Genomic DNA, 12,644 nt, shown 5'->3' with positions numbered 1-12,644 from the left:
TGTATTACGGGGTTGCCCCACGAATTACACTCAAATGCCGCTGCCAGTCTTCGCCCCCGTTCTCTGGGAAATCTCCCCTTAGATGCACGCCTCGGGATTCTTTACGCTCAAGTGCGAACTGAATCATCACGCGAGACACGAGCAACATATTCTGCAATTCCCACCCTGCCGGGTCGGTGAATTGACGGCTCAGCGCATATTGGCACCAACCGTCGATAGTTTTGCCGGCGGTGCGTAGTTGGTCTCCGTCGCGAAGGACCCCGGCAGCTCGCCACATCAAACTTTTGAGCGAATTGCGAATGTCGACTAGATCGAGTGGCTCACCGCTCGGTTCACTCTCAGGGTTACTGAGTGGTATGGCCTGAAAGTTGTCGGGGACGTCTAACGCGGCTGCTGAAGCAGCCGCACCGGCGTGGGCGCCGTAGACCAAACCCTCCAGAAGACTGTTTGACGCCAAGCGATTGGCGCCATGTAGACCGGTGCTTGTGACTTCTCCTGCTGCCCATAGACCGGGCAAAGTCGTTCCTCCTTGATGATCGACCGTAAGCCCACCGATCATATAGTGGGCACCAGGCCTCACGGGAATGCGGTCCTGGGTAACATCGATACCAAATTCAGCGCAGCTCTTGGTGATTCCTGGAAAACGACTACGGACATGCGCTGGATCGAGCCCCGTAAGATCAAGATAGGCACATGGATGATGCGTCTTGTTCATGCGGTCGACAATCGCCTGACTCACAACATCACGGGGCGCAAGTTCGGCCCGTTCATCGTAACTGGGCATGAATCGTTCGCCATTGGCGTCGACCAGGATCGCTCCCTCGCCGCGTACCGCTTCAGTGATGAGCGTTCGGCTACTTCCCGCGATGTATAACACAGTAGGATGAAACTGCATGAACTCCATGTCACGCAATTCTGCCCCAGCTCGATAGGCGATTGCATGGCCGTCCCCTGTCGCCACGACTGGATTGGTCGTTTCGCGAAAAATTTGTCCGACTCCCCCCGTGCAGAGAATCGTCTGTTTGGCCCATACAAACGTGCGGCCATGATTCTGATGCCACACCAGCGCCCCACGGCACTGCCCTTCATGAGTTAAAAGGTCGATGGTAAACGTGTCTTGCCACATCTGGGCACCGAGTTCATCGCGGGCTCGCTGGATCATCGCCCGCATAATCTCTTTACCGGTGGCATCTCCTAAGGCATGCACGATGCGGTGATGGCTGTGCCCCCCTTCGCGGCCGAGCAACAGCTCACCATCAGACTCCTGATCGAAGACTGTTCCCCACTGGATCAACTGTCGAATATGATCGGGGGCTTCACGAATGACCATCTCGACGACTTCACGGTCGCAGAGGTCAGCACCGGCAATCATCGTGTCGGTGATGTGATCCTCAAAGCGGTCTTCTGGTGCCAGCACTCCCGCGATGCCCCCCTGGGCATAAGCAGAATTCGACTCACTCCAACGATCCTTCGTCACTACCAAGGTCGACAACCGGGGGTCGATAGCCATCGTGGCCCGTAACCCGGCGATCCCTCCACCGATGACCAGCACGTCGACAAAGTGATGCGGAATTCGCTTCGGATCAAAAGAAACAAGGTAGCGGGGGATGGGAGATTTCATAACCCCATTGTTCTTGATTCGATTCGGAGACGCTAGGACATTTCTTGGAGGAAATGATTTCAAGAGAATGACACTCTCTCAATCCTTCTCGTCTCCCGCTGTTGCCGTACCCTTGATGTACGCCCGCACTTGGTCGGCATATTCTAAGGGGGTTTGCCCTCGATAGGAATCTTTCAGCTCGCGGAGTTTTTCTTGGATCGCTTGCGATTGGTAGCCGCGGCGTCCGGGGCGGAGGCCCAGGCTGCGCAGGGCATTGTCAAGTTCCTGCTGGGCCTCATCCCCTGCGGGGCCTTCCTGTTCGGCGGCGTTCATGAGTCCCTTCCAACGATCTACGAACTTGCGGAGGTCTTCCTTGCTCCAACCGAGTTTCTCTAACATTTCTTGATCGACGCTGTCTTTGTCGAGTTGATCTTCCAATCGGTCGAGAACGAGATCGCTTTGCTTGCGGGCATAATCCAGATTCGCTTCGTCGCCCGGTTCGAGTTCGCCGGGAGGTGGAGGTGAACTTGAGCCTCCCGTGCCACCGCCAGGAGGTTGCTGGCCTGCCATGTTGGCGGGATCAGCGGAGTCTGATGCTTCGGGTTGGCCACTGCTTTCACCACCTTCACTGCCGGGCTGCTGAGCCTCTTCGCCAGCAGCGGTTTGACCTTCTTCGCCACTCGGCTTGTTGCCACTTCCTTCGGCAGACTCACCACTTCCCTGGCCGGGCTCTTCCTCGCCGGGTTGGCCGGTAGGTTGTTCGGCAGTGCCGTCGTCACCTGGTTTCGCAGAGTCTTCCCCAGCACCTGGCTCGGCTGCTTGCCCTGCCCCATCGTCGGCGGCCGTGTTCTCACCAGCCGCTCCGGTCCCTTCTGCATCCGCTTGTTGGCCGCCACCTTCTTGTCCACCGCCGGAACGATCTCCCCCCTGCCCTCCTTGAGAATCCGATTCCTTGTCACCGCGGCCCTGGCCGGGTGCTTCCTGGTCATTCTCCTGAGGATCCTTCGATTCTTCGTCGGACTTGTCGCCGGACTGCTTGTCCAGCGCGTCGGGGGAACCTTGCTCTTCGCCGGGGTTTTCACCCGCACCAGCTTCACCTTGTTCGCCGGACATTTCACCCTCGGGTGACTCTGGTTCTTCACCATCGCCAGATTGCTGGGTCTTGTCGGATTGCGCGCCCTGTTCTTCTCCCGCTGGATCACCCTCTGCCCCGGCACCTTGGGACTCTCGTTCTTGTTCGGTACCGTCGGTGTCTGCTTCACCCTCCTGGGCATTTTCTGCGTCAGAAGATTCGCCCGATTGGTCGGAATCGGGCTGACCTTCTCCCCCGGATTCACCGGGCTGACTTTCCGTCTCGCCATTTTGACCCTGGTTAGCTTGGCCTTCTTGGTTCTGAGAGTTCGTATCCTTCTCAGCCATGTGATCAGAAATTCTTTCGAATGCTTCGCCGTCGTCATCCCCCTCTGCAGAAACCTTGCCAGGCTGCTGTTGGTCGCCGGATTCGGATTGCTCTCCGCCTGATCCTTGTTGATTTTCTTGCTGCTCTCCTGAGTCACCGTCAGACTCGGAGCTTTCTCCGCCAGCTCCATCGCCCCCTAGTTGCTGCTCTCCTTCTCCCCCTTCACCCTGTTCTCCCTCACCGCCGCCTTCTTGTGATTCACCTTGCTCACCTTCGCCACCAGCGCCACTTGCTTCACCCTGCTGGTCACCACTCTCTCCCCCCTCTCCATCTTCCGACCCATCACCACCGCCGTTCTGATCTTGCTGCCCCTCACCGGTTGGATTCTGCTGATCGAATTGCGGGGGACCGATGACCCGAATTCGCTGTTTCGAAGTCTCAGCCACATTCGCTTGCGGGCGACGATTGTCGCTCGCGGTGCCCCAGTATTCCAAGATGTCACCCGGCTTGAGATCCAGTTCCTCTGGAGTGGCGCTGAAGCGTCCCACAAATCGTCCTTCATGTTCCTCGCTGAGCAATGCGTGATCGAGCACTTGCTTACCGCCAAGCTGTCCCAGGAGCGACACTTGACTGAGCAAGAAATCGGGATCACGGGCTTCTACTTCGATCGTGAACTCCTGGTTGACCGGCACGTCGAGTTGCTCGACGGGTTGGTCCTCTTCGTCTCGCGGGGCGATGATCTCAATCTCGGGGGCGTAGTCCGGAGTAACGTCTATCTCGTATTTTGGCGGCTTATTGTTCGTGCGGCCACTCTCAGTTTTGTACCGCAGAACATAGCTACCATGTTGCGGTGTGCGTCGATCTTCCTTGAGTGCCAAAGTAAACTCGGCATTTGCTTTTTCGCCGTTGGACTTCATAGTCAAATCATGACGCCCGTCGGCAGCAAAATCGACATGTGCGCTAGCGATCTGTTGATTGGCCTGGGCGTAAAGGATGACCTTCGTCCCTTCCAGAGCGTGAATGTCGCCAGTTCCCTCGACTTCGCGCGAGGCCAGCCCCGTATAGGCCGGGAACTCGTAGCGAATTCGATCCACCACCAACGTCGGGCGCGCATACACTGTCGCCCGATACTTGGGCGACCGCGCATCACCGGCCGTGATCCAATATTCCAAGTCTTGCTGTACTCCGCCCTCACTGGAAAACTTGTCTGGGATCTTCCCCTCGAACCGCAAGCCACCCACTGTTCCCGTCAAGGGAACGACTCGATCCTCGGCCTGGCCATCAAGTGTCGAGTAATGCACTTCGACGGGTTCGTCCTCATTGAGCCCATGGACCTCGGCCGATATGGGCAATGGTTCGCCACGAGCTAGCGACGTATCTCCTGGCGTTACATCCAATATTTCTACCCGGCTAGGCACGGCAATTTCCGACCAGGGCATAAGTACGCGTGAGATTGAGGTCGTCAAATTCTTTGGCGAAAGCACACGATACATCGCACACAATGCCACGACTGCTACCAACACGTAACCAAGTCGCAACAAGGCCGAGCGATCAACCACTGTATCCATCGACACCTCGGACAACCGCTGAGCGGCCTGTTGTTCGATTGCCTGGTATACCTTCTGGGAAAGTTGCCGCCGCTCGGTTCGGAGCAGCAGAAAATTGAGCAAGCTATTTTTCAGCGAAGGGGTGTTTCGCTCGATGAGTTGTGCCGCGTATGCCGGGTTAATTGACCGTGACATCAATGGCCAAAAGGCCCGCCAACAGTACCAGCCGACACCACCTAACAGCAGAACGAGCAACACCAATCGCATAGTGCCATTCCACCCGCCGGGGATCACCCACTGATCCAGCACTGCCGCAGTCAAGAGAAACGCAAGCACCCCGATGACCAGCGTGATGATGCCCGCCATCAAGTCGAGCAACTTGAGCGATCTGAGTGTACGGCGAATTTGCTCGTCCACCAGCCGTTCTTCCGCGCGGGAGACAGGAGGCGGCGAGGATTCAATGACGCTGGCCATGGCAGGTGGGGGATTCCTAAGTTCCGGGAAGATCGCGTGGGTACTTGTTCCATTATAAGGGTCTTGCCCCGCCGGTCAGGTCGTGGGCAAGATATTTTGCGAAACTTGGGGTAGTGGTCAGGCCATTTTTTCCGGAGAATCGGGCCTCGGTCGCATCCCAACAAGCGAATTGTCAGATAGTCCCCCTAGCCGGACCACCACGCGGTCCGGAAAGAGTTCACGAGCTCTATTAGACTAACCCTGAGAACATTGTACTCCGGCTAGGACAAGTTAGTCGCTTTCAGTCCATGAAAGCAGCGCCACTAACGCTTCAGACGCCGAATCGAAAGTGCCATCGCACTCAAGTACAGCAGCACCTCCGACGACGGTTCGGGGATGGGGCTCCACAGGGCGATGCCGCTGCGGCCATCGAGAAGGCTGAATGTGTAGGCGACCTGGCCCCGCTCATTGAGGCCGCTTTGCTCATCTCCAAAGTGACCTCCGCTGGAAAAACCAACTTGGCTGATCGTACTGCCAAGAAACGGGTCGCCCACCTGGGCAAGCGGTATTAGTCCAAGCGAGTCGTCATGAAGATAAATCCCACCATTGATTGTCGAACCGATAGATGACGCCGAAAAAACCACCTGCCCCGCATCGTTCATGGCAGGATCGCCAAAACTAAAGAAGTTGCCATTTCCTCCAGGGGTTGCCTGACCTGCTCTGGCGATTTGGGTGAGCGAAGTACCATCGCCGAGGAAGATACCGCTATTATCGAAGAGTCCCCCGCTAGTATTGGTGAGATTGGCTAGAAAAGCTGCCTGCCCCAGGTTGTTAAGGGCGGGAAACTGGAGGATAGAGAAATTTCCATTGCCGCCGGGAGCCGGCTGACCTGTGCGGGCGAGTTGCACTAATGTCGTACCGTCACCGCGAAAGATGCCTGTGTTGTCGGCTGTCCCGCCGGTGGTGTCGTTAAGGCTGCTGAGGAATGCCACTTGACCAGCGTCGTTGAGAGCTGGGGAGCCGAGCAGGGAGTTGAAAAGCGCGAAACTGCCGTTGCCGTCGGGGGCGGTCTGGCCCTTGCGGACGATCTGCGTAAGCGTCGTGCCATCGCCCCGGAAGATGCCTGTATCGTCGGTCGGCGCGCCGCTGGTACCGGTGAGTAAGGCAATGGAGGCTACCTGCCCCATATTGTTCAGGGCTGGATCACCGAGAAACGAGAAAGTGCCGTTGCCGTCAGGAACGGTCTGTCCCTTGCGAGCGATCTGCGTCAATGTCGTCTCGTCACTGCGGAGGATACTCGTATTGACGAAGACTGATCCTTGAAACGCCACCTCTCCCACGTTATTCAGGACGGGATTGCTGAAGGTTGTGAAACTGCCAGTACCTTCGGGAGTCGCTTGGCCGTTACGAACTATCTGAGACAGTGTGGCACCGTCGCCCAGGAAAATGCCACGATCGGGGTCTACCCCACTGCTGGTCGCTGTGAGCCGACTGAAGAATGCCACTTGTCCCGCGTCATTGAGGACGATGGAGGGAAAACTCGAAGAGTTGGAGAAAGATGAGAAGTCGTCATTGCCGCCGGGAGCAGCTTGCCCCGCGCGGACAATTTGCGAGAGCGTCAAACCATCTCCGCGGAAGATGCCGGTGTCATCGGTTGACCCACCGCTGGTACCGCCGAGGCTCGCGTAGAACGCTACCTGCCCCGCATCATTGAGGACTGAAGAAGAAAATACAAACCTACGGCCGGCAAAAAATCCGTTGCCATCGGGGGCCGCGTCGCCACTAAGCACGACGACCCGAGTGGCCGCCTGGATTGGGTGGGCAATCGCCAATCCGGCCAGCAGAGTAGCAACAGCAACAAAGCGAGTGAGGTTCCAGATACAGTGGGACATTAGCGTATATCCTTCTGCGAGAGAATGGAGTTAGCTAGGGCTAGAGAGCCAGCTATGTAGATTCACTTCTTCGGTTCCTAGTTGCCACTATTGCCATTTCACTGTGGCTTGTCAAGAAAAACATGAGGCAATAAAAGAACAGGGGAAAGGAATTTTGGGATGAAAGGCGAAAGATATTATGCAAACTGGGGTAGCGATTCGCTGAAACTTGCCGCAAAATTGGCCCACAAGCCTTTGCCAACTCTCAGGTTCCCCTAGCCGGACCGCCACGTGGTCCGGACAGAAATCGCGACCTCTCTTAGACTATCCCGGAGGACATGGTCCTCCGGCTAGGGCTGATGTTGAGGTGCGAATAGCTAGGTTACTGAACTTTGTTTTTGCGAAACTGCTGCCATCCAAGACACGAAAGGAACGATCAATCTGAGCACTGCTCGAAGTGGAACTTCCAAGTCGAAGTTAATAAACCTTACCTGACAACACAAAGAACAACGCCTGCCAACATGGTATATCGCTGGCAGGCGTTTTTTAAATCTTGTCGACTCTTACCGATCGATTCGAGCAAGTAAACTGAATCCGTAGCGACTCAGAAAACTGCTCGGGATTCCCACCTCACCAACCCCACACTACCGGGGCATGAAATACTGGAGCGGGTTGAACGAAAACTGGACGGTGATAAACAACAGGGCGATAGAAACGGCGAGGACCATACCACACGCGACGAGCCGGTACGACACGGCGATAAACCCAGGCATTAGCAGATGGCGTATCTACAATCGCCATTCCGACAACCACGGCAACCAACAGTAGGATTTTCTTGAACATCTATTTACTCCTTTACTTCCCCCCCTGCGGCAGTAGGGTCGGACAAATAATGACTTAGTCATGCGCCGCTTGATCCGTATTTTACGTAATAACCGGGTAGCAAGAAAGGACCCGCTTTTTTTGCGGTTAAATCAAGTGTAAATCATTGCTATGAATAGAGCTCTTTTCATAAGCCTGTGACTTTTATTTCTCGCTTTCAAAATTTTTGGGATTTTATATGTCTTGCTCAGCTCCCTCATGCTAACACCCTCGCAATTACGCAATCTGGTAAGTGGTCGGCAGACTGGTCCTCGCGCCAGTCTGTTGCGCGGAGCGCTGCGTCTGGCTGAGACTCCTTATTCCTGGGCAATGCACTACCGCAATCACCGCTATGATTCGGGTCGCTCCGAGTCCTATGCCGTAGGGGTTCCCGTCGTGAGCGTCGGCAATATTTCCCTTGGCGGTACAGGCAAGACACCGCTGGTAGAGTGGTTGGCCCGGAAGGTGGGAGAGATGCAACGGCGGGTCGTGATCGTGAGCCGCGGTTATGGCAGCGAGCAAGGTAAACAAAATGACGAAGCCTTGGAACTTGAGCTAGCGCTCCCTAGCGTGCCCCATATCCAGAACCCTGATCGCGTGGCAGCAGCTAAGGTCGCCGTCGTTGAACATGCCGCGCAAGTAATTCTTCTTGACGACGGGTTCCAACATCGTCGCCTCAGGCGGGATCTCGACATCGTACTCTTGGATGCGACCGAGCCGTTCGGTTTCGACCATGTCTTCCCGCGCGGTACGCTTCGCGAGCCGCTTTCAGGGCTGGCGCGGGCTGATGTCGTGATTCTAAGTCGAGCAGACCTCTTGAACCAAACCCAACGCAATACAATCCGCGCGCGTGTGGCAGACTTGGCTCCACGTGCAGTCTGGTGCGAAGTGCGGCACCGCATTTCTGCACTCATCAATAGCGATGGCCAGCAGGTCGACTCTAACATGCCCGCCGGTAAACGGGTCGCCGCTTTTTGCGGAATCGGTAACCCGGCAGGATTTCAACATACCCTCAACGCACTCGACTGCGAACTAATTTGCATGCGCGAGTTTCCCGACCACCACAACTACTCCAGCGCAGACATTGCTTCGCTCAGCGACTGGGGGCAAGAAGCGGAAGTAGCACTCACCACTCGAAAAGATTTGGTTAAGCTACGTGTGCCAACGCTCGGCAGCATTCCGCTGTGGGCCGTGGGGGTCGAGATTGATTTCCTGGTCGGGCAACAAGAATTTGAAGAACGACTCCTCCGGTTAACCGAGATGCAGAGCGCCACCTAGACCCCAAACTCAGAAAACGCAGCGTCAAAGTCGAGTGAATAATCGTCACTTGGCTCTTCGCTTTCGCGGAGCAAAGTCTCTCGTTGGCTGCTGCGGACAACCATAGGTAGCGAGTTGGTTGCTGCAATCTGTGGGGCCGCCTCCCATGCTTCGAACACATCTTCTAGAGGCTCATTTTTTCCGATGCTTGACCCCAAGCTGATGGTCTGAAGTTGAAGGTCAAGCCAAACGTTTTTTGAAAGGAACAACCCTTGAGAATTCTGTTGTTCACTGCCTGATGCTAGCGAGATCAATGGCTCGCTGGCTGTAAGAGGAGCAACCGTCCCATAGGTTTCGCTCCACAATTCAAAGTCCAAACCGTCGACATTGCCATCGTGATTTCCATCGGCCTCGATGCCAGGCGGTACGGCGGAGGTCCCAAAAGATCGTTGCCAGACGAGAAAATCGCGTCCATCGACGTCTCCATCTCCGTCGTAGTCTCCCGAATAAGCCGGGATATTTTTGGTATCAATGAGAACACCTGAATCATTGCGGAGTTCCAATACTTCGCCGGTCGTAGAAAGCCCCCCTTTGTAATTGCCTTGGATAACCAGCCCCTGCCCAGAGCTGGGACCCGTGGTACGCGCGCGGAAGTCAATCAAATCACGAACCACATACAAACTACCTTGCGAAGGTATCACGCTGCCAGGAACGAATGTATGCTCGACCGCATTGGTGAGCGACCAGCCCGAGATATCGACCGCGAAGTTATTGGGATTCACAATTTCGATGTATTCCTCGCCTTGATTCCCCGAAACAGGGTCTGCGTCGAAGTCGCCGATCGTGAGGTTAGAAACCTCTGGTTGCGCCGAAGGTATGATTGGCAGCGAATAGAGATAATTCCGCCGATCATTAAATTTATCCTTCAAGTGATTGACACCTTGATTGAGAGAGGTAAGGTTCCCCCAGGAAAATGCGTCGGTAATCGTCCCCCAATTCGCGATCGTGGCATTGGCTTCAGTGGTTAGCGTTGAGACTAATGTGTCTACCCGATTCTCCAAAACTCGATTGGCTAGTGGCGTTCCCGGGGCTTGGAGAATTTGATCCATCAAGGTTCGCAAGCGGCGTAAGTAGAGTTCCTGCGTGAGCGGAGAATCAACCACGGCATCGATCAACTTGTTCCAATATTGACTGCCCCAGCTTGGCTCACTGGAACTCCCAATGAACGGGTGCCCACTGAAGTATCGGCCAAACACGGGTTCATACAATCGATCCCAAATCAAGTCGATATCCCAAGGAATCAATCTCCATAAGCCGTCTCCATCGCTATCCCGATAGACATAATAATTGTGGGTGGCGCTATCGTAGTGCTTGGTGATCGTGTAAATCGCCAACGTGTTGAATAGCTCAGGCAGATCGACGTTGTCCAACAAGTATTGTTGCCGATTAGGATTCGACGTTGATACCCCTGCAATCAAGTCTTGCAAATCACCAAATGAAGGGTCTATGTCATCGCGATTGGTTTTCTCCATGCCCGCGGAGGTCCCGATATCAGCCCCCGGTAACAGAGAGGTATTGTTAGCAGCATAGACTCCATCCGCCTTATACACAGCACCCTCTCGATCCAGTCCCGTGCGTTCCAAAAAGGGCTTGTTTATGCGCTCCACGAATATTGAGAGCCGATGAAACTGGCCGTTGAGGCGTGTATGAACAGGGAACGCAAGCGGCGCGTTGGACCCTGCTTCCCGAAAGACTTCGAAGCCCAGCGTCAGACGCGAGGCGGAAGGATCTTGATAGATGGATGCCAGGTCGAACTTCTTAACCGATTCTTCCTCCGTGGAGTAAACGAATTCCTTGTCCGAGGCTGCAGTGAACTCAAACTTGGGCGTAACATGTTGTCCGCTGGTGCGCCCTTTTGTGTTAACTATCACGTTGTCGTACAAGTCGCCATTAAGAAACAGAGCCGCGGCCGACTCATTGTAGTTGTTCGTGCCGTCGCCATTCCGGAACCAGTTGGGGTTTTCCACAAACCACTGGTAAACTGCCAATTGAGACGTGACTGCTGGATCCGCGATCACTGTGCCTGCATATTCAGTGGAATCAGAGCTAAGGAAAAAGGGGAATCTCGAACTTTCCCCGAGGGTATCCATGGCAGTCACGTAATAACGCACCATTTCACCGGGATCCGAAAGCGTATGCGGAATGCTCGCCCCGTAAACTCCATCGTCAGCGCTACCATCCCCATGCAGCCCGTCGTCGAACATGGCAGTGGATTCTTCAGAGCCGAACATGATGCGATAGTGCAGCATCACCTCAGCAATCGCGGCTCCTTGAGGGAGTGCCTTGGTCGTGACCACGATGTCCTGGTTGTCGGTCGGAATCCCGCCGCCGTGGGTCAGCTCGGAAAGAAACGGAGCGGTATTGAGCGAAGCTGCATAATTCGATACTCCTGGACTCGGTTCAACGAAATAGCGGTCAGGGCCAAATGTGATTTGTGTTAGTTCGAGAGTGGCATCAATGAGAAAATCACTGCTCGTGTTGACGATGTTCATGCCGTGAATCGCCAATACATTGGAACCTTCCACTAAGAGACTCGTGAATGCCGAGAGGTCAATCACTTCATCATCAACGGCAACCGAATCCAAGCGGTCCGAAAGAGCTGGAGAGTTCCAGGCAGGATTTTCAGGCGCATTGCGGCTTATGATTGGTTGGCCATTCAGATAAGCCACAAAGCCATCGTCGTACTTGATCCGCAACATCAGTTTTCCAGAATTCCCCATTGAGTGAGTAAATTGGGCCCTTATATAGGCAGAACTATTCTCGGAGAACATCTGGGCACCAATATTTGTATCGATCAGAGGGAGATAGTCAGGATTGGTGTCATAGCCCACTCCCATGGTCGAGCCACTTGTCCAGCCGGCGTCCGGCAAAAAGTCGACCGCTGTCCAAGAGGTGCCTAAAAGACCATTGCTGGGCACAAACGTTTGGACCTCCGTCGAACTATCTACGAGCGTGGTCGTCGTCGAAGCAATTTCGGCTACGCCGTAGGAGACGTCGGTGAACTGAGCTGGAAACTCCGGCGAAAACTCATCGATTACGGTGGTTCCATCCACGTCAATCAGCCCCAGATACTCGCCTCCGGCGCTCATCGCAAAATTAGTATGCAATTCGCCATTTGGTTTTATCGTATCCTTGTTCGAGGCGAATACGACCCTGTAACCCCCTCCTGCGATTGTCTCCCCTGAAGGAAAAGCCCACTTCGTGAGGTTAGTTGCCTTGTCAGTAAGATACATTCCCGACAAGTCAACTTCGTCAATTCCTGCATTGTAGATTTCCAGCCAGTCAGAGGAATCACCATCGTAGTCGTCGAGAGTGCCATCATTCGAGGCCATGAATTCGGTAATCCGCAACATCGAGGCATCGAGCGCAATCCGTGCTTCCAGTGGCTCAAAAGCAAGTGATCGTCCACGGCGAACAGTCTTTTGTGAGTTATTGCTGAGTAACATCTTACTTCTCTAGTTGTTTCGTCAAGGGAACATGTGCTAAGTCAAAGGTATCGAGTTGATGCACTACAGGCCAATTAGTAGTAGATGGCAGAACTTATGTCTCGCCCTATTTTTTCATCAGAAAAGGTGTAGCGGATGGCTCAAGTTGGT

At 54.7% G+C, this 12,644-nt stretch carries 6 protein-coding genes; 1 reads left to right on the top strand and 5 read right to left on the bottom strand.

Annotated features, from left to right (window positions below; genetic code table 11):
- Nucleotides 1–4: 4 nt before the first annotated feature.
- The 4 genes from nadB to Pla144_RS20125 all read right to left on the bottom strand — a co-directional run bounded on the left by nadB (nucleotide 5) and on the right by Pla144_RS20125 (nucleotide 7,713).
- A complete protein-coding gene (gene nadB / locus Pla144_RS20140) occupies nucleotides 5–1,621 on the bottom strand; it encodes an L-aspartate oxidase (RefSeq protein WP_146452506.1) in 1,617 nt (538 codons plus the stop codon).
- Nucleotides 1,622–1,699: 78 nt separating this feature from the next.
- Nucleotides 1,700–5,020, bottom strand: a complete 3,321-nt coding sequence (locus Pla144_RS20135; protein WP_146452505.1) for a hypothetical protein — start codon at nucleotides 5,018–5,020, stop codon at nucleotides 1,700–1,702.
- A gap of 302 nt (nucleotides 5,021–5,322) precedes the next feature.
- A complete protein-coding gene (locus tag Pla144_RS20130; protein WP_146452504.1) occupies nucleotides 5,323–6,891 on the bottom strand; it encodes a DUF7453 family protein in 1,569 nt (522 codons plus the stop codon).
- A gap of 609 nt (nucleotides 6,892–7,500) precedes the next feature.
- A complete protein-coding gene (locus Pla144_RS20125) occupies nucleotides 7,501–7,713 on the bottom strand; it encodes a hypothetical protein (RefSeq protein WP_146452503.1) in 213 nt (70 codons plus the stop codon).
- A gap of 222 nt (nucleotides 7,714–7,935) precedes the next feature.
- Here Pla144_RS20125 and lpxK point away from each other — a divergent pair, with 222 nt between their 5' ends.
- A complete protein-coding gene (lpxK, locus tag Pla144_RS20120) occupies nucleotides 7,936–9,009 on the top strand; it encodes a tetraacyldisaccharide 4'-kinase (RefSeq protein ID WP_146452502.1) in 1,074 nt (357 codons plus the stop codon).
- Here lpxK and Pla144_RS20115 read toward each other — a convergent pair.
- Nucleotides 9,006–12,494 carry a CotH kinase family protein gene (locus Pla144_RS20115; protein ID WP_146452501.1) on the bottom strand — a complete coding sequence of 1,163 codons (3,489 nt, stop codon included), beginning with the start codon at nucleotides 12,492–12,494 and terminating at the stop codon, nucleotides 9,006–9,008. The genes lpxK and Pla144_RS20115 overlap by 4 nt on opposite strands.
- Between the last annotated feature and the right edge of the window lie 150 nt (nucleotides 12,495–12,644).

It is taken from the genome of Bythopirellula polymerisocia, from assembly GCF_007860015.1.
In the GTDB taxonomy this organism is placed as follows: Bacteria; Planctomycetota; Planctomycetia; order Pirellulales; family Lacipirellulaceae; genus Bythopirellula; species Bythopirellula polymerisocia.
The sequence above is the reverse complement of the archived record's forward strand: the minus strand, read 5'-3'. Positions and strand labels throughout refer to the sequence as shown.